The sequence below is a fragment of the Streptomyces sp. NPDC059897 genome (assembly GCF_042730865.1).
Lineage (GTDB): Bacteria > Actinomycetota > Actinomycetes > Streptomycetales > Streptomycetaceae > Streptomyces.
In genome coordinates this window covers 24626-48342 of sequence record NZ_JBHWKQ010000054.1, presented here as the reverse complement: position 1 = coordinate 48342, position 23717 = coordinate 24626, and the positions used below count along the sequence as shown (strand labels likewise).

Annotated in this window: 23 protein-coding genes and 1 tRNA gene; 14 read left to right on the top strand and 10 right to left on the bottom strand. The window is 68.4% G+C overall.

The features are described from left to right. Positions 1-133 precede the first annotated feature (133 nt). Positions 134-598, bottom strand: a complete 465-nt coding sequence (locus ACFV9W_RS35425) for a GatB/YqeY domain-containing protein (RefSeq protein ID WP_385769490.1) — start codon at positions 596-598, stop codon at positions 134-136. Between the two features lie 77 nt (positions 599-675). On the opposite strand from ACFV9W_RS35425, the gene ACFV9W_RS35420 reads away from it, so the two are divergent. The 6 genes from ACFV9W_RS35420 (at position 676) to ACFV9W_RS35395 (ending at position 7193) form a co-directional block, all read left to right on the top strand. Further along, complete coding sequence (locus ACFV9W_RS35420) at positions 676-1629, top strand: metallophosphoesterase (RefSeq protein ID WP_385769488.1); 954 nt, start codon at positions 676-678, stop codon at positions 1627-1629. 111 nt (positions 1630-1740) lie between these two features. Continuing rightward, positions 1741-1814 (top strand) — tRNA-Pro (locus ACFV9W_RS35415). Between the two features lie 633 nt (positions 1815-2447). After that, positions 2448-3287 (top strand): IS630 family transposase, encoded by an 840-nt coding sequence (locus tag ACFV9W_RS35410; RefSeq protein WP_385769486.1) that lies wholly within the window; start codon positions 2448-2450, stop codon positions 3285-3287. Positions 3288-3494: 207 nt separating this feature from the next. Beyond that, positions 3495-3833 (top strand): hypothetical protein, encoded by a 339-nt coding sequence (locus tag ACFV9W_RS35405; RefSeq protein ID WP_385769484.1) that lies wholly within the window; start codon positions 3495-3497, stop codon positions 3831-3833. 208 nt (positions 3834-4041) lie between these two features. Beyond that, positions 4042-4722: a hypothetical protein gene (locus ACFV9W_RS35400; RefSeq protein ID WP_385769482.1), complete on the top strand. Its 681-nt coding sequence runs from the start codon at positions 4042-4044 to the stop codon at positions 4720-4722. 86 nt (positions 4723-4808) lie between these two features. Further along, entirely contained in the window at positions 4809-7193 is a 2385-nt protein-coding gene (locus ACFV9W_RS35395) for a hypothetical protein (protein ID WP_385769480.1), read from the top strand. Between the two features lie 175 nt (positions 7194-7368). Here ACFV9W_RS35395 and ACFV9W_RS35390 read toward each other — a convergent pair whose 3' ends face one another. From ACFV9W_RS35390 to ACFV9W_RS35380, 3 genes are all read right to left on the bottom strand, one after another. Then, positions 7369-8889, bottom strand: coding sequence for a LacI family DNA-binding transcriptional regulator (locus ACFV9W_RS35390; protein WP_385769478.1), 1521 nt, complete (start codon positions 8887-8889; stop codon positions 7369-7371). A 27-nt stretch (positions 8890-8916) separates the two neighbouring features. Next, positions 8917-9291, bottom strand: coding sequence for a helix-turn-helix domain-containing protein (locus tag ACFV9W_RS35385; protein ID WP_385769476.1), 375 nt, complete (start codon positions 9289-9291; stop codon positions 8917-8919). 122 nt (positions 9292-9413) lie between these two features. Next, positions 9414-9965, bottom strand: coding sequence for a helix-turn-helix domain-containing protein (locus ACFV9W_RS35380; RefSeq protein WP_385769474.1), 552 nt, complete (start codon positions 9963-9965; stop codon positions 9414-9416). 246 nt (positions 9966-10211) lie between these two features. On the opposite strand from ACFV9W_RS35380, the gene ACFV9W_RS35375 reads away from it, so the two are divergent. From ACFV9W_RS35375 to ACFV9W_RS35350, 6 genes are all read left to right on the top strand, one after another. Further along, complete coding sequence (locus tag ACFV9W_RS35375; protein ID WP_385769472.1) at positions 10212-11726, top strand: DnaB-like helicase N-terminal domain-containing protein; 1515 nt, start codon at positions 10212-10214, stop codon at positions 11724-11726. 265 nt (positions 11727-11991) lie between these two features. After that, the gene (locus ACFV9W_RS35370) at positions 11992-12807 is read left to right on the top strand and encodes a DUF2637 domain-containing protein (RefSeq protein WP_385769470.1); all 816 of its coding nucleotides are present in this window, start codon (positions 11992-11994) and stop codon (positions 12805-12807) included. Positions 12808-13082: 275 nt separating this feature from the next. Next, the gene (locus ACFV9W_RS35365) at positions 13083-13553 is read left to right on the top strand and encodes a plasmid mobilization relaxosome protein MobC (protein ID WP_385769468.1); all 471 of its coding nucleotides are present in this window, start codon (positions 13083-13085) and stop codon (positions 13551-13553) included. Then, positions 13550-15271, top strand: a complete 1722-nt coding sequence (locus ACFV9W_RS35360) for a mobilization protein (protein ID WP_385769467.1) — start codon at positions 13550-13552, stop codon at positions 15269-15271. Before ACFV9W_RS35365 ends, ACFV9W_RS35360 begins: the two co-directional genes overlap by 4 nt. A gap of 145 nt (positions 15272-15416) precedes the next feature. Then, positions 15417-15881 carry a hypothetical protein gene (locus ACFV9W_RS35355; RefSeq protein WP_385769465.1) on the top strand — a complete coding sequence of 155 codons (465 nt, stop codon included), beginning with the start codon at positions 15417-15419 and terminating at the stop codon, positions 15879-15881. A gap of 7 nt (positions 15882-15888) precedes the next feature. Then, positions 15889-16176, top strand: a complete 288-nt coding sequence (locus ACFV9W_RS35350; RefSeq protein WP_385769463.1) for a hypothetical protein — start codon at positions 15889-15891, stop codon at positions 16174-16176. Positions 16177-16297: 121 nt separating this feature from the next. Here the strand turns inward: ACFV9W_RS35350 and ACFV9W_RS35345 are convergent, their stop codons facing one another. The 4 genes from ACFV9W_RS35345 to ACFV9W_RS35330 form a co-directional block, all read right to left on the bottom strand. Next, positions 16298-16858, bottom strand: a complete 561-nt coding sequence (locus tag ACFV9W_RS35345; protein WP_385769461.1) for a hypothetical protein — start codon at positions 16856-16858, stop codon at positions 16298-16300. 29 nt (positions 16859-16887) lie between these two features. Next, complete coding sequence (locus tag ACFV9W_RS35340) at positions 16888-17586, bottom strand: class I SAM-dependent methyltransferase (RefSeq protein ID WP_385769459.1); 699 nt, start codon at positions 17584-17586, stop codon at positions 16888-16890. Further along, positions 17587-18507, bottom strand: a complete 921-nt coding sequence (locus tag ACFV9W_RS35335; RefSeq protein WP_385769457.1) for an aminoglycoside phosphotransferase family protein — start codon at positions 18505-18507, stop codon at positions 17587-17589. An 86-nt stretch (positions 18508-18593) separates the two neighbouring features. Further along, positions 18594-19349 carry a hypothetical protein gene (locus ACFV9W_RS35330; protein ID WP_385769455.1) on the bottom strand — a complete coding sequence of 252 codons (756 nt, stop codon included), beginning with the start codon at positions 19347-19349 and terminating at the stop codon, positions 18594-18596. Between the two features lie 228 nt (positions 19350-19577). Between ACFV9W_RS35330 and ACFV9W_RS35325 the strand changes: the two genes are divergently transcribed. Both ACFV9W_RS35325 and ACFV9W_RS35320 read left to right on the top strand, forming a co-directional pair. Then, a complete protein-coding gene (locus tag ACFV9W_RS35325; protein WP_385769453.1) occupies positions 19578-20933 on the top strand; it encodes a tetratricopeptide repeat protein in 1356 nt (451 codons plus the stop codon). Position 20934: 1 nt separating this feature from the next. Further along, complete coding sequence (locus ACFV9W_RS35320; protein WP_385769451.1) at positions 20935-21471, top strand: NUDIX domain-containing protein; 537 nt, start codon at positions 20935-20937, stop codon at positions 21469-21471. Positions 21472-21580: 109 nt separating this feature from the next. Here ACFV9W_RS35320 and ACFV9W_RS35315 read toward each other — a convergent pair whose 3' ends face one another. Further along, positions 21581-22030 (bottom strand): hypothetical protein, encoded by a 450-nt coding sequence (locus ACFV9W_RS35315; protein WP_385769449.1) that lies wholly within the window; start codon positions 22028-22030, stop codon positions 21581-21583. A gap of 43 nt (positions 22031-22073) precedes the next feature. Continuing rightward, positions 22074-23612, bottom strand: a complete 1539-nt coding sequence (locus tag ACFV9W_RS35310; protein WP_385769447.1) for a restriction endonuclease fold toxin-2 domain-containing protein — start codon at positions 23610-23612, stop codon at positions 22074-22076. Positions 23613-23717: the final 105 nt, after the last annotated feature.

The window sequence follows — 23717 nt, the reverse complement described above, 5'->3', positions numbered from 1 at the left end:
TTTTAATGATCCGGCGCCCACCGAGACATACACCCCTTTGGTCGGCGGCTGCGTCCGTTGTGTATAAGAGACCGGGGCGCACCCCGCGCGGGGTGCGCCCTCTTCCGTCTCTGTTCGTCCTACTCGGCCGCGATCAGCCCGCGAGCAGCCGCTTGACCGTGGAGGCCACCCGGCCGCCCTCGGCGCGGTCCGCGACCTTCGGCTTCACGATCTTCATGACCTGGCCCATGGCCTTCGGGCCCTCGGCGCCGGCCGCCTTCGCCTCCTCGACCGCCTCCGCGACGATCTGCTCGAGCTCGGCGTCGGACAGCTGCTGCGGCAGGTACTCGGCGAGCAGCTCGCCCTCCGCCACCTCGCGGCTCGCGGACTCGGCGCGGCCCGCCTTCTCGAAGGCCTCGGCCGCCTCGCGGCGCTTCTTCGCCTCCTTGGCGATCACCTTCTGCACCTCGTCGTCCGTCAGCTCACGCTTCTCGGTGCCCGCGACTTCCTGGTTGGTGATCGCGGAGAGGGTCAGCCGGAGCGTCGAGGAGCGCAGCTCGTCACGCTCCCTGATCGCGGCGTTGAGGTCGTCATGCAGCTTCGACTTGAGCGTGGTCATGACGTGATTGTCGCAGGTGTCCGAGCCCCAACGCCCGCCGATTTCCGCTGCGCTGCCCGTCTGACACGATGGTGAACATGCGCGCTCGATACGGGAATCCCCTGAAGACCTCCCTGAAGGTGACAGCAGGCATCGCGGCGGCGGGCGCCGCCGGGCTGATCTACTCGGCGGGCTTCGAGGCCCGCTCCTTCCGCCTGCGACGGGTCACGATCCCCGTGCTGCCCGCGGGCATGCGCCCGATGCGGGTGCTCCAGGTCTCCGACATCCACATGGTGAGCGGCCAGAACAAGAAGCGCCGCTGGCTGCAGTCCCTGGCGGGCCTGCGCCCCGACTTCGTCATCAACACGGGCGACAACCTGTCCGACACGGAAGGCGTCCCCGAGGTCCTCGACGCGCTCGGCCCGCTGATGGAGTTCCCCGGCGCGTACGTCTTCGGGTCCAACGACTACTACGGCCCCAAGCTCCTCAACCCGGCCCGCTACCTGAAGCAGCAGATCTCGGGCAGGCACGGCCTCAACGGCAACGCCCCCGTCGTCGGCGCCATCCACAACCCGTGGGAGGACCTGCGCGACGGCTTCGACGCGGCCGGCTGGCTGAACCTCACGAACACGCGGGGCTCCCTGAAGGTCGCGGGCGTCGAGATCGGCCTCACGGGCCTGGACGACCCCCACATCAAGCGCGACCGCTACACCGAGGTCTCCGGCGGCCCGCTCTCCGGCCCCGACTTCTCGATGGGCGTCGTGCACGCCCCGTACCTGCGCACCCTGGACGCCTTCACCGCGGACGGCTACCCGCTGGTCCTCGCCGGCCACACGCACGGCGGCCAGCTCTGCATCCCCTTCTACGGCGCCCTCGTCACCAACTGCGACCTGGACACGGACCGCGTGAAGGGCCTGTCCACGCACGAGGCGGCGGGCAACACGTCCTACCTCCACGTCTCGGCGGGCTGCGGCACCAACCGCTACACCCCGGTCCGCTTCGCCTGCCCCCCTGAGGCCACCCTCCTGACCCTGGCCCCGGCGACCCCCTGAGCCCCCGCATGGCGGACCCCCGATAACCGGATTTCGTCTCAGGCCGACAGTCCGCTAAAGTAAACGACGTCGCCGCGACCTGCAGAACAGCAGAGACCGGAACAACGACATCGGGGTGTGGCGCAGCTTGGCAGCGCGCTTCGTTCGGGACGAAGAGGTCGTGGGTTCAAATCCCGCCACCCCGACAGCTGAAACACCAGTTCAGGGGCCTGATCCGCATAGCGGGTCAGGCCCCTGAGTCGTTGTGGGGGCCGGTTTGGGAGCCATTTGGGAGCCGAGTTCGGATCTGGCTCTCGGGTACCGCTCCGCAGGATCAGGCGCTGATGGGCACGCGCTGCCCGGCAGAACGGCTTATCGCCCTCGTCGGGCTCAGCGAGCTGTGGCACGGCACAGAGGCGACCGCCGCCAGCCCAGCGCCCATGACCCGCCACAGTTCCGTAAGGACGAGAGGAGCCACTCCGCGGCCCACGGCAGGATCGTGTGCGAAAGGGCAGCGATGAGGATGGACGGGGGGGCCGGCTGTCGCACTCCTCCGCGAACATGATCACGCAGTGCCACATGAAGACCTACACAGCGCGCTGAAGCGGACTGCGGACCGGCCTGGTGGGGACGTCCGCAACGTTGGCATGCCGCCTCTCCAGAATCTGGCGGGACAGTTCCGAGCCGCCGCCGGAACAGTCCGCGTAGCCGATCGGGTTGCTGAGCTGCCACTTCCGGGGCGTACAACCGACGACGCACGGATGGCGGGTCGTGAGCAGCGTCCCCTAGTGTCCCGGTCTTGAGTTCTGCGGTCTGATGGTGGTGTGCCTGGACCGCGGTTGGACCCGCTCGTGCTGCGGATCTGGCGGGCGTTCGACCTGCAGCCGTGGCGGGTGGAGGACTTCAAGATCTCCACCGATCCGCTGCTGCTCGACAAGATCCGGGATGCGGTCGGCCTGTATCTGGCCCCGCCGGCGAGCGCGGCGGTGTTCGCGGTGGACGAGAAACCGCAGATCCAGGCCCTTGAGCGCAGTGCACCGGTGCTGCCGATGGTGCCGGGCACGCCGGAGCCGCGCAGCTTCGATTACGTGCGCCATGGCGCCGTCGATCTGTTCGCCGCGCTGAACACCACCACCGGCAAGCTGATCGGCACGTTGTCCGCGACGCACCGGGCGGTCGACTTCCGCGATTTCCTGGATGAGATCGACCGCCAGAGCGAGCCTGGTCTGGCGGTCCACGTGATCTGCGACAACCTTGCCACCCACAGGGCACCGGTGATCCATAAGCGGCTGGTCGAACACCAAAGGTTCCAGCTGCACTTCACCCCGACCTACTCGTCGTGGATCAACCAGATCGAGCGGTGGTTCGCCGAACTGGAACGACGCTGCCGGGAACGTGGCACGTTCTGCTCGCTCGACGAGCTCAAGACCACGCTCGAGTCCTGGATCGACGCATGGAACAGCGAGGCCCGTCCCTTCCACTGGACCAAGACCGCAGACCAGATCATCGACCGCATCTGCCGCCCCTGCTCACGAATCTCCGGACCAGCTCACTGGGGTGACGCCACGTCAAACCAGTCGCCCCTCGGCGGCCCGGAACAGCCAGCGAGGCTCCCGAGCTACCTCACCTCACCTGAGAGCGCCACCGCCCGGAGTACGCCCTGGAGATGTGGCTGCTGACGCGCCCCCGCACACTCTCAGAATTCCACCGAGACGATCGGTGTCATCAGCGGCCACACCCTAGTGGCGGCCAGAGTAGCCCTGTCCAGGTTGGCCACGTCGGCACCTCCGCTAGCCAAGATCGGTTGGCCAGATCAGCCCCTCCAGTGAGGCAGATCCCGGCTTCCCCTTCTCAACTTCCTTATTAACTCAGTAAGCTACTGAGTTATGGACTTCACAATTATCAAGCATGCGGTCGAGGTCGACCACGGTATCAAGCGCTTGTCCATGCACTTCATCAAGAAGCATGCTGCGCCGGAACGAGCCCGGATCAGCTCTGAGTTGTGCACACAGATCAGCGAAGAGTTCGAGAGGATCGGGCTCTCCACCCTGCCGCGGACGCTGCCGACATCCGAGAACGAGTTCGTGTGGGTCATCCAACGCGACAGCATCCTCGGCGAAGTTGCCGACGTCGCCGCCGCCCTGGCACACCTGGACAAGCTCGGGATGAGCCCTCTCCCCCAGGTGTTCGACAACTACCCGCGAGCCAAGACCAACTTGAACTGAAGTTACGTAGAAGCGACACGCCTGATTCCTGCACGCCGCGTACATCAATGAGCGCATCTACCGCATCCAGCGTGGACTCCGGGCTAAAAACGACTGCGCGCACCCACGGCCCGTCCGTACGGTGGCCCAACGGGGCTCGCCAGTCACACTGGTGACGCCTCGTCACCTGTCTACAGGGCACCGGCCCCGGCATCGTCAGGAGTTGTAGATGAGCAACGCTGAAGAGATACGCGTCCCGCGTGAGGAACCTGTCTTCATCGTCGGCACCTCCGGACGGCTGCCGCTTCGGACCATATGCGTGCTTGAACTGACAGGAGCAGAGATCCCCAGGTACCGACATAGATGGAACGATCTTCTCGGTGACCGTCTCCCCATTCATGCAGCAGGGCACTTACCACATCCGAGCAGACTCGTCAAGGGGGAATGGGGTCTCCGCGCGAGGGCCGCCAGCCCCAAAGCTGCGCAGGCACTGGGGCGCCAGTACGCCAGGCAATTCACCGAGGCACTGGCCGAGTTCCCCAAGCCGCTCATCGTCCACACGCCAAAGCGACACTCCGGGCAGGCCGACCATGAGGTGCTCGACTGGTTGTGCACCCGACTCGCCGGACGACCCTCGGGGCTGGCCCTCATCCACACCAGCCGGGGGATTGCCTGGATCCGCCTCACGGCGGACGGCCCGGATCTTGAACCCCTGCCTCCGGAATCACCCGCCTTGAGGGCTCTTCCCTGCCGTGCGGCCGAGGTCGAGCTGTTCCTGACACCCGCAAAGCTCGGGGCCTACGCCGCTTATCAGCACCGGTGCTACCCGCACATGAGCTGCAGGCCGACCTGGCTCCCGCCAGAGTTGCCCTGGGCAAATGAGGATATATCCGGGGAAGTCTTGGCATAACGACTGGGCGGCGAGTCCAGTGCGGCTCGCCGCCCTTCGTGATGACCGCCAGGCCACTTCGGACCACACATTGGAGATCTGCGCCCATGACCACCAACAAACCCGCTGCCCTTTCCATCGACGTCCCCTGGGGGACCGACACGATCCGGGTAACCAACATCTCGCCCCACCTCCCTGCCGACTCAACGGACAGCCATGTCGCGGCGGTGACCGCAGCGGGCCGGGCCAATCCGAGCACCTGGCTGCCGGACACTGCGTGGGGAGCCATAGCTCGTGCAACAACTTGGCCCGAAGCATTGGCAGTTCAGCTTCGCCCGACGCAGGATGAGCCCACGGACCTCCTGATGGTCGAGAACGTCGAAGGGGCGACGCTGCTGTCGGTTGTCACCCGTGTCCTGCTCAGCGAGCTGTTCCCCGGTCCCCAGCCTCGTACCGGCATGGAGGTCTCGGAGGTACCCGACCCGCAGGTGCACGGGATCACCCATGAGGGCCGTCCCAGTGCGATCGTGCAGTACCGCTACGAGAACCCCGCCCACTTGCGCAACCACGTGTGGCAGACCATCCACGCGACGCTGTCACTCAACAGCTACGCCACTTCCATCCTCACGCGCTCCGTCACCCGCAACCTGATCACCCACCCCGTCGAGATCGCCTTCGAGGACGGCGCGGAGCCGATCCACGTTCTCGTCGTCCGTGACGGCATCACTCGACTCGCCAGCGCCTGGGCGGTACTAGCCGGGCACGGTGCCGACCCCGCCGAGGTGGCCACCCTGGCCACCGACGCACTGCTCGGCAGCGCTTCCGCAGCGGGGACGGCCGCAGGGCCCGATCTCGAGGAGCGGCTGGCCGCCAGCCGAACTCGGTGGCGGCAGGAACTTCGGCAAGAGTTCCACGATGAGATGAAGGGGACGACGCCCGGGCTTCGGGCCGCTCAGATCGCCCAGTCCTACGTCGTTCCGGCGCAGATCGCCGTCGGGGTTGAGGGACACGAGGGCCGAGTGCTGTCTCCCGAGGACATCTTTGATGACGCCATTCGTTCAGTACTGGCCTCGGTACACGTCGAGTTCAAGCAGTGGGACGCGGCGGCCCAGAACGTCGAGGTCATCACCCGGGCCCTGAAGCGGATCATCCAGCAGGGCGACCCGCGTTGGAACACGGCCGATCTCCAGGCGGTGCACGGCCTTGCTGTCGGCCGCATTCCCGTGGCCGAGCTTCCGCAGGTCTTCGGGGGCGATCCGGCACCACCCGGGACCGCCTTGTGGCGTGCCGTCTACCTGGTCAGCGCCCTGACACAACCAGACCTCCTGGAGCTTCTAAAGGACCAAGCCAAGGCCATCAAGGGCGGCCAGCGTATGAGTATGAAGGGGTTCGGGGAGCTGCTCGGTCCGATCATTGACCTGCCCTGGCGTGCGAAGAAGAAGCTCGTCACCAAGCAGGCGCGAAACGCGTGGAACAACGGTGGCGTGCTGTCGAACGACGTCACCCAGGGCTGGACTCCACAGCCCATCGACGACTTCACCGCGCTGATCGCACCGGCGATGAACGGCAACGACGACGCCCGCCGCACCCTGGCTGTGGCCGGCGGTGTCGCCTTGATCGCCGACAAGCTGCTAACCAGGAACGTCGGCTCATCGCTAGGGGCCAAGAAGGAGAAGGGCGGTGTCCCTTTCCGGTCGGACGTGAACAAGGTCATCGAGGGACTCTCACGGCCGACGAACGAACTCGGCCTGTGGACTCTCGCGCTGGCCGCTAACACGTTCCGCAGTGACGACCTCCCACAGAACTCCGTGCCCAGGCAGAGCCTGACCGGCAGGGAGTCGGCCACGTCCGCCGAGCCGCCGTATGTGTACTTCAAAGTCGACTTCAATGCCCCGGACCGCATCGCCCGCGACGCCAATGGCGTGCCGATGCCACTGTACGAGTGGGATGTCGTCGCGGCCTCGGCCCCGGAGCGCGCGGCACAGGCCGTGCCCTCGTCGACGGTCACCGGTCCGGCGCTGGTGCAGGTTCCGGCGGCGCCCTCGGCGAACGGTGAGACGGTGCAGGTAGACGGCGGCATCTCCACCAGTGCCTCTTCCGGCGAGGTGCCCGTCACCACGGGCCCGGTGACGGCGCTGTTCCAGGAGGGCGCTGCTCAGGGGGACCAGGATGCTCTGCCCAGCGTCCCCGTCCCGGCTCCCCGCGCCGAAGACGCTGGGCCACCCCCCAGCCAGCGCGCCGCCGCGCACCGCAAGGCCCTCCACCTCGGGGTGCAGGGCGCCCGGGACGCCCTCGACCATCTGCACGCCCTGGAGCCGGAAGTCGGGGACCACACCCCGATCGTCCCGGTGGACCAGCTCGACGACCTACACAAACTGCTGGTCGGCATCCTGACTGACGTGGAGAACCTGCGGCGCAGGACCGTGGAGAACCATGTGCCAGAGGGCGACGACCCGGAATCCGATGAATCCCAGGAGACGGTCCTGGACTGACCGGTAACGGGTCGTTGTTCAAATCCTCCTCCCTGACAGTGAAACACCAAGTTGGGACCGGTGCTGAGAGATCACACCGCTCCCAACTTGCTGTATGCCCGGTTTGGGAGCCACCCGGGGTGCAGACTCCGAGATCCGGCTGCCAGCGAGTGGCTTTCCTCCTTGTTGAGACTCCTCAGGCAAATGGGACGTACTGCGTGCGTCGAAGAAGATCGCTGAGTACGCGCACCGGTGACGTGGGGCTCATCGCCAGACGGGCGCCGAGGGCCATCTCCCACTGCTCGGTCAGTCCGAGCATGAGTCGCTTGCGCATACCTGGGGTGACGTGTGCGTAGCGTGCCGAGACGGAGCCGTCGATGTGTCCCATGCGTTCGTCCATGAGCACCTTCTCCGTGCCGAGGTCCTCCATCATCGTCCGGTGGGTGTGGCGGAGGCCGTGGGGTGTGAGCCCTTTGGCGATCGGAACCCAGCAGGCTTCGGTCCGGTCACTAGCACCGCGTCCTCGCGCCGGAATGCCAGGCCACGGCTCTCCGAGGATCGGTACGGGGCGAGCCTCCTGCGGGGCCTTCTTCGGGTACCAGCCGGAGACTGCAGGGGTGAACAGCCAGGTGGCAAAGCCATTGCGGCGCCAATGGGACGCGTGCTCCGGCACGTGTCCGCCTCGCACGAATCCGAGGTCCGCTACGGCCTGTTCAACTCGGGCCCGGGTCGCCTCCTGTACGCGGTGAGGGTGGTTCAGGACGTTGGACACCGTGCCTGCAGAGACCTCCGCGCGACGTGCGACGTCCACCAACTTCGCGCCCTGATGTCCGCCGGTGCGCGCCGCGCCCTGACCTCGGAAGACGTATGTCCTGCCGTGGCAGGGGCAGGGGGTCGGTTTCGTGCGGGCGATGTCGTTGAAAACCAAGGCGGACAGCCAGTCCGGCGAGTCGATGGTGCGGTAGCTGTCGTCCTTGGGCGGGACTCGTACCAGTTCGCCGGTGTCGAGTTCGTACAGCTGCCATTCGACGCGTACAGCTTCTCGGCGGATGAACTCCGTTTCCAGGCCCACGATTTCGCCCCACCGCATGCCCGTGTACCCCTTGAGGATCACCGCGACGAACTCGTCGTCACGGCCCGACAGGAGAGCCGCCCGTTCGGCGGTCAGCAGGATGCCGAGCGCGTCGGTGACGACCTTCTCCGGGCCGCGGTCGCGGGAGCGTCCGGCGCGTTTGCCTCGGCCTCGCCGCCTGACGGCCGGGTTCGACGTGAGTAGCCCCTCGTCGATCGCGTCTTCGAAGATCAGGTGGAGCGTCGCGCGCCAGGTCTTGACGCTGGTGGCCGCGTACGCCGCCCGTTCCTTCTTCTCCCACAGCTCCACGTCGGAGCGCAGGATGCCGGCGAGTGCCTTGTCCTCGAAGTCGGGGAGCAGGTGCTCCTCGATGTGGCGCTTGTAGTTCTGCATCGTCGATGCGGCAAGGTCTTGGGCCGCGTACCAGCGGCTCGCGTACTCGCCGAAGGTCTCCTGGCCGAGTGCCGGGTCTCGCCAGTCGCCGCGCCGGTACCTGTTCTCCGCCTCGGCTGCGGCCCGTTGGGCCTCGCCTTTCGTGGCGAAGCGGATCACCTTGCCGTCCTCGCCAACGACCGTGTTGTGCTTGCCGGGCGCGGTCTTGTAGCGGCCACGCCAGTAGTTTCCGCGCTTCTCCGCGAAACCCACGAAGTCCTCCCGTCCTCGTGTCGTCGGCTATGCCGCAGTCCCGTAGTGCCCCTGTCCAGCTCGGCGGGGTGGCCGGGCACGGAGGCGAGCGGTGGGGGCGGTCTCGGGACGCGGCGAGGCGGGGCGATTGGGAGCCGGATCGGGGGCGGCGGCCGTCACTTGCCGAGGTGCGGCGGGCCGAGCCTCATGCATGCGGATGATCTCCGCGAGGTGATCGCTGGTGAAGCGGTAAGCCCTTCCTACGCGGGTGAAGGGGATCAGCCGACGGCGGGCACGGTCCTTGACCCACCAGGCGGAGCAGCCGAGCACGTCGGCGATCTCCTCGGGGCGGTGCAGGCGTCGCGGCGTGGAGTCGGCGTTCGAAGGGTGCGCGAGGACAGGGGGTGCTGCGGGGTGACGCAAGGGATTCCTCTTCTTACGGGCGCGGGTGCGGCAACACCGTTGCGCCGTTCGATCGATAGGGATGGCGGGAGAATGACCGTGCCGGGGGTTTGCGGGCCTGGCACGGGTGGTGGGGTCGGGGGCTATGCCTCGTCTGCGATGGCGGCGCCGTCGTCTGCGTCGAGCAGGGGGCCGTACGTCTTCGACAGGTGCTTGCCGGCTTCCTCCGCGATGGAGTTGGTGACCTGGACCTCGGCCTCCTCGCGGATGTCGGGGTGCTCGGCGAGGTAAGCGTCTAGGGCGTCGCGCGCCTCGGTGAGGGTCGCGTTGGCGCGCTGTGTGGCGCGGAAGGCGTCGACGACCTCGTCGATGAGTTCCATGGCGCGGGCCTGGGCCGCGAGCTGCGGCGGGCCGACGAGGTTGCGCAGGTCGAGGCCGAAGACGTCGGCGAAGCCGATGGCCTCGTCGAGGTTGATGCGGCGTTTGCCGTTCTCGATGCGCCAGACCGCGGACGGGTTCATGTCGAAGCCGGCCTCGTTCAGACGGTCGGACAGGGCGTTGGTGCTCCAGCCGCGTGCTTCGCGTTCCAGCTTGATGCGCACCGCGACGTTGCCCTCGCCGCTGAGCAGAACGCCTTCTGGCGGACCTTCATCAGCCACGACCGCCTCCTTCCATTCGTAGGGAATCTCTGCCATTCGCAGGAACTCCCCAACAGTACCATCCGTTCTGCGATGCGCAGAGCAATACTGCGATCTGCAATTCGTGTGGCATGCTGATAGCCCCACACCCCTGAACGCACGGGGTGCCCGGGACACGAAAAAGCCCCCGGCAGTGCCGGGGGCTTCAAGCGCAAACCTCTCAACCGCCATCCCTAGCGATCAACACGCGAGGCCGGGATTGCCGTCCCATATGGCCTGTGAGCAGAGGAGCTGCAACCCAGTATGGCCGATCCCGAACCGAACCGCACCACCCTGCCGCCTCTACCGCCCATGGAGGCGCTGGAGCCGCCGTACAACGTGGACGCCGAGCGCGCGGTGCTCGGCGCCTGCATGCACGACACCGCCGTCATCGACACCGTCCGCCCCGTCCTGGGCGACGACGCCTTCTACCGGCCCCCGCACGAAACCATCTGGCGCGCACTCCTCACCCAGCACCGCGAGGACAAGCCGACCGACCCGATCGTGCTGAGCGAAGTGCTCCAGCAGCAGGGCAACCTGCGGCGCGTCGGCGACCGCGTTTACCTGCACCAGCTCGCCGACGCCCTCTATGGCACCACCAGCGCGGAACACCACGCAGAGATCATCCGGCAGAAGGCCGACCTGCGCCGCCTCCTCACCTCGGCCGTGCGCACCGTCCAACGCGCTCAGGAGCCGGGGGCCGACCCCGAGGCGATCCGCAGCGAGGCCGAGGCGGAGATGCGCGCCGAACGTGAGCGCGCCCTCTCCTCGGGGCAGGGGCGCCTGGCCCGCTTCGCCGTCGACGGCTGGTGTTTCGTGCGCGAGACCGGCGCGGACGCCGAGCCCCTGTGGGGCACCCGGGAACAGACCGTCTGGGCGCCCGGCGAGAGCCTGATGATCGTCGGCGCACCGGGGGTCGGGAAGACCACCCTGGCCCACCAGGTGATCTTCGCCCGGCTCGGTCTGCAGGAGACGGTCCTGGAGCTGCCGGTTGCCCCCAGCAGGCGGGTGCTCTATCTGGCCATGGACCGGCCGAAGCAGATCGCGAAGGCCATGGCGCGGCGCGTCTTCGACACCGACGAGACGATCCTCCGGGACCGGCTCGTCGTCTGGCAGGGCCCGCTGCCCGCCACCCTCGACAAGGAGCCCGATCTCCTCGCCGACCTCGCCGCCGCCCACCAGGCCGACACCATCGTGATCGACAGCCTCAAGGACGCGGTCAGCACCATGGTCGACGACAGCCTCGCCGTCGCCTTCCACAACGCCCGCATGCGAGCCCTGCGCAGCGGCGTGGAGATCCTGGAGCTGCACCACCAGCGCAAGGCCACCGCCGACGCACCGCGCGGCCAACGCCCCGCCCTCGACCAGGTCTACGGCTCCACCTGGCTCACCGCCGGCGCGGGCAGCGTTCTCTTCGTGACCGGCCGGGCCGGCGACCCCGCCGTCACCCTGCATCACCTCAAAACCCCCACCGGGGAGGTCGGACCGCTCGACGTCACGCACGACCACAAGCGCGGCACCACCACCGTCGACCCCAGCCGGGACCCCGCCGTCCTGCTGCGCAACGCCGCGGGCGGGATGACCGTCCGCGAGCTGGCGGCCGTCCTCACCGGCGGGGCCGAGTCTGAGCGTGCGGACGTGGAGAAGGCACGCCGTCACCTGAGCCGCCTCGTCGACGCCGGCCTGGCCACTCGCGCCGACGGCATCGCCGGAGGATCCGGGGGTGGACAGCAGGCCCGCTATTACGCCTCCGCACGCCACCTCACCGCCGTCGGCTGAACCACCCACAGCCTCTGCAGAGCGTTCACGCGACCGTACACGCGCCCCTCTCACGAAACCGGCGCCATGAACCGCTCGCGGCGTACACGGATATGACGAAACCGCAGGTCAAACGATCACGGGACCGTACACGGCGTACACGCACCCGAGCGTTCACGCGCGGGCCCCCCTTTAGAAGGGGGCCCGCGTGTACGCCCCCTCGCGTGACCCCGCGTGTACGCCCCCCTCCGAGCCCTGCAAAGCATCTTCCTGGAGTGTTCAAACCTTGCCCTCCCGCACCACCCCGGCCACGCCCACGGCCCCGACCGCGGGCACCGCAGCGATCCGCGCCGGCATCGCCCTGCTCGCCGCGTTCGCCTTCGCCCTCTCCTACGACGCCCTGCGGCAGATGGCCGTCGCCATCCACATCCGCGGACTCCTCACCTACGCCTTCCCCCTCGTCATCGACGGGTTCATCGCCATCGGCGTCGGCGCCCTCCTCATGCTCCGCACCGCCCCCACCCCCTCACGCGCCTACGTATGGGCCCTCGTCGGCGCCGCCACCATCACCAGCATCTGGGCCAACGCCCTGCACGCGGTCCGCCTCAACGAACTCGACCGGCACAGCGACAGCCTCCAACTCGACGACCTCACCGTCGGAGCCCTCTCCGCCATCGCCCCACTCGCCCTCGCCGGCGCCGTCCACCTCTACCTCGTCGTCCGCCGCCACCCGATAGGCGTCCGGCAAGAGGACGCAGACCAGGCCCTCCCCGAGGTGGCGACCGCCAACGACGTGGCGCCGGACGCCGTCAACGTGGCCCCCAGCGCCACTTTCGACGCCAGGGCACCTGAACTGGTCTCCACGGCAAGGACTCCGGGGCCCGATGACGTCTACGCCAACCGGCTCGCCCTCGCCCGCTCCGCACCCCTGGGCCGCAACAACCGCGCCTCCCGCCGCCACATCGAAGCCACCTTCCGCGACGAGGGCCTCTCCATCGGGCGACAGGAGGCGGACCGGCTGAAGGATCTCCTCCAGGCCGAACTCGACGCCAAGGCACCCGAGCAGGCCATGGCGCACACGGTCGGCGCCGACACCGCCTGACGCCCGCGAGCAAGCCCAGCACCGTCCCTCGCCCCGTGGCCCGCACTCACGCACAGGGCCCAACAGCACTCACCCGCCACACGGAGAACCAGCCCATGCACGACCGCCCGCACCCCGCCCCGCAGGAGACGACCAACGACCACAACGGCGCAGCAAGGTATTCCGTTGGACCGTCCAAGAGCCGGTCCAACGGGGAAGCCTCCGCCCCAGGGGTGGCGGAGGCGGTCGGGCGCCAGGGGGCACCCGACCACGGAGACACAGGAGAAGCACATCGCGTGCCGTCCCGTGCCGCCGACGAAGCCGCCCTGCACCGCGTCGCCCGCCGCCGACGCCGCGAGCCCGTACAGCGCAAAGAACGCGTAGACGTCCGCTACAGCAGCACCGAGAAAGCCGCCATCCTCGCCAAGGCCCGCTCCCTGAACATCGCCGGCGCGCACTACGTCGGCGCCGTCGTCATGGCCCACCTGCACGGCGACCTCGCCCTGCCGGGACAGCGCACCCAGCTCGACGACTACATCGACGAGCTGGCGGCCGTGCGCGAACAGGTCGCGGCGATCGGCCGCAACGCCAACCAGATCGCCAAGAAACTCAACTCCGGCGGCACATCGCACCCCGGCGACAGCGCCCTGCTGGCCCAGGCCGAACGCACGCTCACCACGGCCGCCGGCACGGTCACCGACATCGCGGCCGCCGCCAACCAGGCCGTCGCGACAGGCAAGAGGCCCGAGAGGGCGGTGCCCCGTTGATCGCGAAGATCAGTAGCGGCAAGAGCACCGGCGGCCTCATCCGCTACCTCTTCGACACCAAGAAGGCCACCGACCACACCGACCCTCACCTGGTCGCTTCCTGGGACGGCTTCGCCCCCGACCCGGGCCGCACCGCCGAGGCCCCCGACGTCGTCCGCAAGCAACTCGTGGCGGACCTCGACCTGCGCGTGAACCAGGCCCGCCGCCACGGCCGCGCCCCCGAACGCCACGTGTGGCACTGCTCGATCCGCGCCGCCCGGGCCGACCGCCACCTCACCGACGACGAGTGGTCCGTCATCGCCCACCGCGTCGTAGCCGCCACCAGCATCGCCCCTGTCGGCGATCCGGACGGCTGCCGTTGGGTCGCCGTCCGCCACGCACCCGACCACATCCACATCGCCGCCACCACCGTCCGCGCCGACCTGCGTCCCGCCCGCCACTGGAACGACTACCTCACCGCGGACCGCGAACTCGCTGCCATCGAGGAGGAGTACGGCCTCTTCCAGGTGGTGCGAGGGGACCGCACCGCCGCCAAACGCCCCACCCGCGCCGAGCAGGAGAAGGCCCGCCGCCACGGCCGGACCGCCACCCCGCGCGAGCACCTGCGCACCACCGTGCGCACGATGGTGGCCGCCGCCCGCAGCACCGAGGAATTCCTGCACCTGCTCGGCCACGCCGACGGCGTTCAGGTCGAGGTCAAGCACTTCCCGTCCGGCGACATCCGCGGCTACACCATCGCTGTCACTGGCGACATCAACCAGGCCGGCGAGCTCGTCTGGTTCTCCGGCTCCGAACTCGCCCCGGACCTGTCCTTCCCGAAGATCAAGAAGCGCCTCGACGACCTCGCCCCACAGACTGAGGAGCAGTCCGCCGGGCGGCGCACCAACCCCTGGCACCAGGCGACGGCCGCTGTTGAACGCATTCCCCACCACCTCGACGGCAACGTCGACGACGAGGCCGCCCAGGCACACATCAACGCCCTCGGCGAAGCCCTCGACGCCCTGTCGCTCATCGAGCCCGCACCTCTGCAGGCTTCACTTCGGCAGGCGGCAACGGAGTTCGAGCGTGCCGTCCGCTCGCTCGTACAGGCCGAGCACCAGCATGCCCGTGCTCTGCGTGGTGCGGTCCGTGCGATCCTGCGCGAGCCGTCACCGAAGGACGGAGCCGCCCTGGCGATGTTCCTCGACGCCGCGCTCTTGGCCACGCTCGCCGCCGCCCGCTGGCACCAGCACCGCCACCACAACCATCAGGTCGCCGCTGTTCAGCGCACTCAACTCCAACTGCAGGCCGTCTACGACGAAGCAGCCGTCGCGCCCATGGCGGCTCTTGCCCGGCAGCGGCCTCCTCAGCTCACCGTCGATCGCCACATCGCCTTGGTCCGGGATGTCGTGCCCGACTACGCCGAGAAGATTGTTGAGGATGTCTCGTTCGACGCGCTCACCACAACGCTCGTCCAGGCAGAGGAGGCCGGACACATCCCCGAGCAGATTCTGCGCACGGCCGTTGGCCGACGCGCTCTGGCCGACGCCGAGCACCCGGCCAGGGTCCTCATCTGGCGAATTCAACGTCTTGCCGCCCGTCCGGCGCCCAGCCCACTGGCCCGTGCCGCACAAGCCCGCAGCATCCATGGCATGGGCACTCGGTTCACTGCGCCTGCCAGCGTCACCACAGCTGCACAGCAGGTACGCCCCGAGCCCATCCGGCGCCCCAAGCGGTGACACGAAGGGCTCCTCACACGCACCCGGGCACGGCCCCAACGTGCTTGACCCGACCTGATCTCGAAAGAAGGATGGCCGGCGACCGGCCGCCGCATCACTGACCAGATCGGCGGTCAACAGCACCAGCGTCACCACGGGGAGTTTGATGTTCTCGGCTACAAAGAAGCGTGTCGGCATCGCAGCGTTGGGGGTCGCGCTCGGCCTCTTCGGCGCATCAGCCGCGCCGGCGCAGGCAGCCACTAACCCCAACCCCATCGACTGGAGTGTGTACTCCACCCACTTCGGCCCCGATGGCGAAGACCTCCCGCTGCGCGTAGGGCAGAAGGACGCGGCAAGCATCGACGGGTTCGGCAAGCGGCACATCGAATCCGGGCACGGCGACCAGATCTCCAGCTGGTCGAACATGAAACGCGACATCGACAAGACCTTGGACCGCGGAAAGTGCGCGTCCAAGGGCAGCAAGACCACGTGCAAGCTCCAGAGCAACACCTTCAGCAACGTCCGTGCCGGCGCCATGAAGGTGGTGTTCACCGAACGAGTGGACTCCCGGTCCAAGGACCACCGTCCCGTCGGCATCATCACGGCCTACTACTACGACTGCGGCTGCTAGGAGTGGAATGGCGCTGATCACCGAATACGGGGACTACCTCGAGGAATTCCGGTCGGAGGTCGTCGACAGCCTGGCCGACGATCTGACAGACCGCGGAGCCACGCTCCGCGATATCTCCTTCTCGGAGGACGAGGACGGCGTCTGGGTGGAAAGCATCGTTGACCTGCCGAACCAGCAAGAACCATGGGTTCGTCGGCGTCTGATCATCCCCGCGCAGGGACCGGACAAGGACGCCTGGCTCGCCGGAGTCATCTTCGCCTCGGCCGTCAACGAGGAACTCGACACGAGCCACTAGCCAACTATTTCTGGTCACCTCCGGCAGGTGACCAGCTGAAAAGCACACGACGGACGGGCCTGACCGCTTGGCGGTCGGGCCCGTCCCGCGTCGCCATGATGACCAGCCGGGAGTTTTCCTGTTATGCCGCTGCAGCCGTGGGCGGTAGCTGTGTCTGGCTTACGGCCCAGATGACCACGGTCAGGAGGTGCTCGGGGAGTAGCCCGACGTACGGATCGGGCTGCACGAGCAACGTGGGAGAACCCGCTGCGGTGCGTCGAGCGGCCCACTCGTGGTCGAGGGCGGTGAAGTCGTCGTCGATCCACGCGACCGGAGAGGCGCTGAGCAGGGTGTCGACGTGGTCGCGTTTCCAGAGGTAGCCATCGGGGTGGCTGGTCGTGATGTCCGGCCGGGGAAGGTTGATGTACGGCAGCGGCGGCAAGCCGAGGAGCGGCCCGATCAGCGTGGCTGCGTCCTGATGCCAGCTGGTGCACCAGGTCGGAGCCGTCAGGCCGGAGCGGATCACGTCCATGAGGAGGGGGCCGTGGGCCGGGTTGAGCCAGACGGGCACCGGGTTGTCGGCACTTCGGCCGGTGGGGACGACGTCGTGGCGGGCGTGCGTCGCAGGTGTTGAGCCGGTGTCGTCGTTAGGGAAGGGGATGAGGACCCCATCTATGTCGATGAGGAGGTAGGGCGGCCGCATCGATTCCTCCGGCTCGTGTGAGGGCGGTGTCAGAGCTTGCGCGCGGTGATCAGCAGCGTGGTCGGCCACGGGCCGTGGCGGCTGTCGTGGAAGTCCTGCGCGGAGGTGATCCGCAGGTCGGCTTGGGCGAGGTGTCGGTCCCAGCGCTCGGCGTCGAACTCCCAGCGCACCAAGGGGAGACGGGTGCGGTCCGGCAGGGTGACGTGGTCGCGGCGGGGGCGGTCGTCGCTGGCAGTGCGTCGGCCACCGCGCTGGGGATGGGGGACGGAGAAGGCGAGGGTGCGGCCGGGTTTGAGGTGTGCGGCGATGGCCGACAGGAGCAGGTTCGGTGGGATGAGGCCGACCGCGCCGAAGATGGAGTAGATGGCGTCCAATTGTTCGTCGGTCGCCTGGAGGTAGTGGAGGGCGTGGCCGGCGGCGAACGTGAGGCCGGAGAGTCGGCCGTAGTGGGTGCTGGCCCGGCGGATCTGGAGGCCGACGAGGTCCACGCCGGTGACGCGTGCGCCACGTCGGGTGGCGAGGTGGGCGGCGTTGTGTCCGGGGCCGCAGCCGAGTTCGAGGACGCGGCGGTGGGCGAGGTCGTGGCCGAGGATCTCCGCGCCGGGGCCGAGGCCCGGGCGGGTGGTCCATTCCATCCGGGCCGGGACGGGCAGGGGCTCGGCGGGTTCGGCCACTGTGCGTTGCAGGGCGTATGCGTGCCAGGGGGAGGGCGCTGGCGCCGTGGGCATCTAGACCTCCAGGAGGCGGAGGACGTCGGTGAGGTGGCGGCGTACGACCTTGATATACGCCGGGTCGGTGGCCGGGTCGTTGACCCATCGGATCGCCTGCTCCATGAACCACTCCACGCTCCAGACGCGCTGCCAGCCCAGTGCCCATTGCTCGGCGGGCAGTTCGCCGCGTGGGGTGAGGGCGTCGGGCGTGCCGCCGGCGGCGACGTACTGCTCGATGAAGGTGCGCAGACGGGCCGGGTCCGGGGCCTCGATCGTGCCGTGCCAGCTGGCCAGGTCGAGCAGGCCGGGGCCGGTGAAGGCGCGGGCGAAGTCGAGCAGGCGCCAGGTGTTGCCGCGGCCGATGTGGAGGCTGGTGGGGTGGAACTCGGAGTGCACCCAGCCGAACGGGGCGAGGGTGGCGCCGGTCGCGCGGTGTGGGGCGGCTCGGGCGAGGAGGTCGAGGGCCTGCTCGATGTCGTCGGTGTCCTCGGCCGCCCAGCGGTCGGCTTTGCGCAGGGCGCGGAGGTGGTCGAGGGCGCGGGCCGGGAGGGCGCGCAGTGCTTCCTCGTCGAGGAGGGCGAGCGGTGGGGCGGTGCGGGCGCCGTGTACGACGACGGCTGCTGCGGCGCCGTCGAGGTCGTCGGCCTCACGGGCCGCGGGGCCGAGGTCTTCGATGAGCATGCCGAGCCGTCCGTCGCGCACCGCGGAGGCGTACACCTTGGGTACGGGGATGCCGAGGGTGTGCGCGAGGCGGAGGGCCTGGTCCTCGCTGTCGAAGGGGCGCTTGGCGTACTTGAAGATTGCGGTGGTGCGGTCGGGGAAGGTGATGCGTTCGACGCCGGACATCGACCACACGCGGACCTCCTCGCGCACGGGAGTCGGGCGGCCTGTGGCGGTGCACAGGTTGTGGAGGAGGTCGGTGGTGAGGGTCTCGTCCATGGGGAGTGCTCCTGGATGGTTTGTACGGGATGGGCGTCCGGGGCGGGAGCGAGGGCGCGTCCCGCCCCGGAGCCTCGTCGGAGGGGCTAGGCAGCCGGGCGGTCGGACGCGCGGTGGGCGTAGACCTGGCCCATCCATCCGGCCTTGAAGTGGGCAAGGTCGTCACGGAAGTTGGCCATCGAGGCACCGTAGGGCGCGACGACGCCGCCGGACTGGTCCGGCACGGACTGGCAGCCGTGGACCAGGCGTCCGCCGAGGGCGGCGTGGGCCTTGATGGACTCGATGCGGCGGTGCTCGTTGAACCAGCCGCCGTGGTAGACCTCGTCGAGCAGGCCGCCCATGGCGTCGTCCAGGTCGAAGACGACAGAGGTGGCGGCGGGGAAGAACCAGCACGGGCCGACGTTGGAGATGTGCCCGTCGAGTTCGACCTTGTTCAGGGCCATCAGCGTGGCCGCCTCGCGCAGCATCCGCAGATGCTCGGCGGTGATCTGCGGCAGGCCGAGCGAGGCGAGGTGCTCCTCGCGGAACAGGTACGCGTACACCTCGTACGCCGTGGCCAGGACGCGTGCCGCATCCAGGGTGGAGCGGGCGTGCTCCCGGATGAAGTCGAGCGCGAGCTGTTCGACCGCGCTCTCGGTCGTCTCCTCCACCTCCAGGAGCCGGGACTTGACCAGCTCCCAGTCGGCGACGAGCCAGGTGCTGGACTCGAAGCGGAAGAAGTACTCGGCCGGGTCGATCGTGATGCGCCGGCCGTCGACCTGGATGCCGGGCAGCCGGCTCCAGCGCTCGTCGAACGCCTCGGGCAGAACGGCCGTGATGGCCGTGGTGTCGATGGTGGTCACCGTGTCTCCGTCTCTCATCGGCCGGGTGCGGGTACAGGAATGCCCGAACCCGGAGCAGGCGTACGGAACTTGAGGGCCGCCCGGACCAGGAGGGGAGCCTGGGTCGGCCGGAACCTGGAACCGTTCCGGGCGGCTGTTGATTAGTGAACCCGTCGTCACGCTCAGTGGGTACGGTGAGAGGAGGCGGAAGCGGTATACGCGGTTTACAGCTGCTGATCGGGGGAGGTCGTGCCAGCGCCCAACCAGCCCAACTCACGTCTACGGGACGTGATCTCTGCCAGCGGGCGCACCTACGACGCTTTGGCGAAGGACGTGCGCCGGGTCGCCGCCGAGAACGGCGAGATCCTGCAGACCAACAAGTCCGCGATCTCCCACTGGGTCAACGGTGCCCGCGAGCCCAGCGGCCGGATGGGCCAGTACCTGGCCGAGGCGCTCTCCCGGCGGCTCGCACGGACCGTCACGCTCACCGAGATCGGCCTGCAAGGCCCGACGGAGGCACCGGCTTCTGGCCCGGACCCGGTCGTCACGGCGACGGAGCTGGGGCGCGCCGACGTCGACCGGCGGCACTTCCTGGGGATCGCCGCCTTCACCACCGCCGGGGTCGCGATGCCCCTCGGCTACGACCACGAGGCGACCTCCCGCATGCTCCGCGCCCGCACCGGCGGCGTCCTAGTCGGGGCCGAGGACGTCGCCGTCGTACGCCAGATCACCACCGCGTTCAGCTCCGCCGACGAACGCCTCGGCGGCGGCCACGGCCTGACCACCGTCACCGCCTACCTCGCCGACACCGCAGCCCCCATGCTCCGCGCCCGCTTCCCGGACGAAGCGCTACGCCAGGCGGCCTTCGGCGCGGTCGCCGAACTCGCCTACCTGGCCGGCTGGAAACACCACGACCTCGGCCAGGAAGGCGCCGCCCAGCGCTACTACCAGGTCGGCTACCAACTCGCCTGCGAAGCCGACCCCAACGGCCACGCCGCCTGGATGATGCGCGCCCTCGCCCACCAGGCCCTCAGCCTCAAACAACCCCACCACTGCGTCGACCTCGTCGAAGGCGCCCTCACCCGGGGACTCGGACGCGTCGACGGCCAGACCGAAGCCCTCCTGCACATCACCCACGCCCGCGCCTACGCCGCCACCGGTGAGAAGCCCGCGGCCGCCCGCGCACTACTGGCTGCGGAGGACGCTCTGCTGCGCGAGGACGGCTCGCAGCCCAGCTATTCCCGCGTGAGCGGACCGGCCGCCGGCACCGTCGCCAGCCACACCGCCCGTACCCTCACCGACCTCGCCGACCACCCCGGTACGGAGGTGCAGCACCGAGCCGCACTCACCCGCTGGGACCCGGTCCAGTACAAACGCGTCCACGCCCTCACCTACGCCGACCTCGGCGACAGCCTCGCCGCCCAGGCCCGCGCCGACGAGGCCATCGCCGCCTGGTCGCAGTCCCTCACCTTGATGGAAGGCATGACCTCGGACCGCACCCGCAAGGCCATCTCGTCCCTGCGCTCGCCCCTCGCGATCTACCAGCGCCGCAAGGTGCCCGGCGCGGCCGATCTCGCACGGCGCGCCCGTGAGGCGCTCGCCTAACATGCCCAACTACCTGGCCGATGAAGGGAACCCCGTGGCTGATTCGACGACCGACGCCCGCCCCCAAGCCCTCAAGCCCGCCCTCGACTCCATGACCCTGCTGGTCGCGGCCGTCATCGTCCACGACAAAGCCACCAACCGCGTCGTCCTGCTGCAGCGCAGCGAAAACGCCAAGTTCGCCCAGGGCATGTGGGACCTGCCGGTCGGCAAGAGCGAGCCTGGGGAGCCGATCACGCAGACCGCGGTACGGGAGCTGTACGAGGAAACCGGCCTGGTCGTGAAGCCGGAAGCCCTCAAGGTCGCCCACATCATCCACGGGGCCTGGGGAGTCGAGGCCCCCAACGGCTTCCTCACCGTCGTGTTCGCGGCGCACGAGTGGTCAGGCGAGCCGGAGAACCGAGAGCCTCGGAAGCACGCGCAGGTGCGGTGGATCGACACTGACGCCATCCCTGAGGAATTCGTCGATACCACCGACAGCGCATTGCACCGCTACCTGGAGGGTGGTCCGGAAGTATCCCTCGACGGTTGGCACCAGTGACAGTGAGCGAGAGGGCCGTGTCCTAGCAGTAAGCAGGGGCAGGCTCCAGGAACTGAATTCGGCGCCGAGCCCCTGCTCGGAGCCTGCTGCCCTGCGGATACCGGTACGGCTAATCCAGCCCATCGGTCTGTGCGATGTGGTCGAGGAAGAGCTGAACCAGGGCGGCCTCGGAAGCGGTCGGCACGACCGTATCCGGGAGTTCGCTCTCCATTCCCCACTCCGTGTTGAAGCTGATGGCGGTCCCGTGGGGGACGACGTCAGAGCGCAGCCATTGCACAAACTCCGCCGCCCGGTGGGCGGTGCAGTTCTGGGCAGCGATGCCTTCGGGATCGAGTTTGGCCAGTCCTTCGATGTCCTCCTCGCCCAGGGCAGCCTCGAAGAACATGAACGGGCCGCCACCCGGCACGTCGTCTCGTGCGTCCTCTGTCCGGATGAAGGCATCGGGGTCGAGTTCCAACAGCGTCTGCCTGAGCCCGGTGAAGGTGAGGCTCCATGTGCTGTCCTGAGCGGGCGTGAAGACGAACAGTGTCTCCAGCTTCTCCAGTTCGGACCGTTCCACCGTGTGTACTCCTTGCGTTGCGTTACGGGCGGGTGAGGCTTGGTCATGGTTCATAGCGGGCGTAGCCGTCGACCCCGTACGCGGCCATCATCACGCGCCAGTAGGGCACCGAGTCCTGACTGTTGGTGACGGTCTCCACTCCCCGCATCTCGCTGTTGCGGGGATCGTCCAGCGCGGCGGAGTACTTCGCCAGTTCCTTGCGGTCCGAGCCGTACAGGAAGTCTTTCTTCCCCGTGTTGTGGCTGTCCCGTAGCCCGTCGAGAGTGCGGTAGCAGTTCCTCTCGTCGTTCACGTACTTGGCCTCCACGGCCATTCCGTCGACGTTGCGGAACCCGTCGACCATGAGGGTGTTGTTCTTGCCGTGTCCTGGCGGTATCGGCACTTCAAACTCCGGATAGCCGGCCACACGCTTTTGATAGGCGACCTCCGCCGGCCTGCCTCCGGACACGTCTCCCTGGCGCAGGGAACTCAGCCAGGTCTGGAAGTTCGTTTGCTCGCCACCGGTCAACGGCGGAAAGCGCGGGTCCGGCGGGGTCGGCGGCCCGACGGGCTGGACCCGAGGCCCGTTGGCCGGCCGATAGGCCAACGGGACGAGCAAGGGCGATCGGATGAGCGGTCCGAGGAACGGAGGCGGAGAGGGCAACAAGCCGCCGCCATCGCCCTCGGGCTGAGGGATCTTCACACGGGCCTTGGAATTGTCCAGCGCATGCGGGACGTTGCCGAGTCTTGCTATGCGTACGTCGCCTGCGACCAGGTCGTGGAGACCGCCGTCGTGCCCCTCGCCACCGAACGCCGGCCGCTCCCAGATGAAGAGAGGATCCCCAAAGAGAGGGTCGTCCTCTTTGGGTATGCGCTGGAGCGCAGTGTCTATGTGGTCCGCGTACGCGTCACAAGCGTCTGCGAGCATCTTGCACGCAGCATGCAGATTGACGATGAGCGTGTCGTCGCCGCTGACCTCGCCCTGTGGCGGCGTCTTGCCGACGAACTTCCTGAACCAGCCCTCGATCGCGTCCCCGGTCTCGCCGACCTGTTCAGCCGTGGCGGTGCGCCACGCGGTCTCCGCGTCCCAGTACACGTCCTCCATGATCCTCGCTGCTGCACGCCAGCTCTTGGCCACCGTGCGGAGCTTGTCCCGCTGACCATGGAAGCGTTTGCTGAGCAGATACTGATCTGACCAACTGGTCTCGCCTACGACCTCCGGCAGATCCTCGCTGTAGTGACTCGCGCGCGGGCTGCAATCCGGCTTGGACGGCTCGGCGCCGATCTCGGGGGCCGAACTCTTCCCCAGCAGCTCGGCCGCGATCTCGCTCTCCTGCTTGAGGTAGTCCTCGGCGTTCTTCAACAGTCCACCTGCGCCGCCCGCCATGGCCAGGTGCGCGTGACGACTCGATTCGAAGACGGTCTGCACAGCCGCCTTGTACACGGTCGCGAAGGCGCGGCCCGCATCGTCGTCGCCAGCCATGCCGTGCTGTCCTTCGAGCTCGGTGAACAGCAAGCTCAACATGTCGAAGATCAGGTCCCGCAAATCCACCAACGTCCACGAGGCGTTGACGAAGTTCTCCGTCCGGTGACGAACGTCCAAAGTTCCCCCTGCTGTTGCCCGAGCGCGGCATCGGCACCGTACTTCCCGGTACTGACATTCAGCACGAGCGCCCCCTGTAGTGCCACCACGCCATACACAACGATC

Bases quoted from the DNA above. Each gene is read 5' to 3' on its own strand.
- ACFV9W_RS35425 (WP_385769490.1), bottom strand. From the start codon at position 598: ATGACCACGCTCAAGTCGAAGCTGCATGACGACCTCAACGCCGCGATC.
- ACFV9W_RS35420 (WP_385769488.1), top strand. From the start codon at position 676: ATGCGCGCTCGATACGGGAATCCCCTGAAGACCTCCCTGAAGGTGACA.
- ACFV9W_RS35405 (WP_385769484.1), top strand. From the start codon at position 3,495: ATGGACTTCACAATTATCAAGCATGCGGTCGAGGTCGACCACGGTATC.
- ACFV9W_RS35400 (WP_385769482.1), top strand. From the start codon at position 4,042: ATGAGCAACGCTGAAGAGATACGCGTCCCGCGTGAGGAACCTGTCTTC.
- ACFV9W_RS35395 (WP_385769480.1), top strand. From the start codon at position 4,809: ATGACCACCAACAAACCCGCTGCCCTTTCCATCGACGTCCCCTGGGGG.
- ACFV9W_RS35380 (WP_385769474.1), bottom strand. From the start codon at position 9,965: ATGGCAGAGATTCCCTACGAATGGAAGGAGGCGGTCGTGGCTGATGAA.
- ACFV9W_RS35375 (WP_385769472.1), top strand. From the start codon at position 10,212: ATGGCCGATCCCGAACCGAACCGCACCACCCTGCCGCCTCTACCGCCC.
- ACFV9W_RS35355 (WP_385769465.1), top strand. From the start codon at position 15,417: ATGTTCTCGGCTACAAAGAAGCGTGTCGGCATCGCAGCGTTGGGGGTC.
- ACFV9W_RS35350 (WP_385769463.1), top strand. From the start codon at position 15,889: ATGGCGCTGATCACCGAATACGGGGACTACCTCGAGGAATTCCGGTCG.
- ACFV9W_RS35345 (WP_385769461.1), bottom strand. From the start codon at position 16,858: ATGCGGCCGCCCTACCTCCTCATCGACATAGATGGGGTCCTCATCCCC.
- ACFV9W_RS35340 (WP_385769459.1), bottom strand. From the start codon at position 17,586: ATGCCCACGGCGCCAGCGCCCTCCCCCTGGCACGCATACGCCCTGCAA.
- ACFV9W_RS35335 (WP_385769457.1), bottom strand. From the start codon at position 18,507: ATGGACGAGACCCTCACCACCGACCTCCTCCACAACCTGTGCACCGCC.
- ACFV9W_RS35320 (WP_385769451.1), top strand. From the start codon at position 20,935: ATGCCCAACTACCTGGCCGATGAAGGGAACCCCGTGGCTGATTCGACG.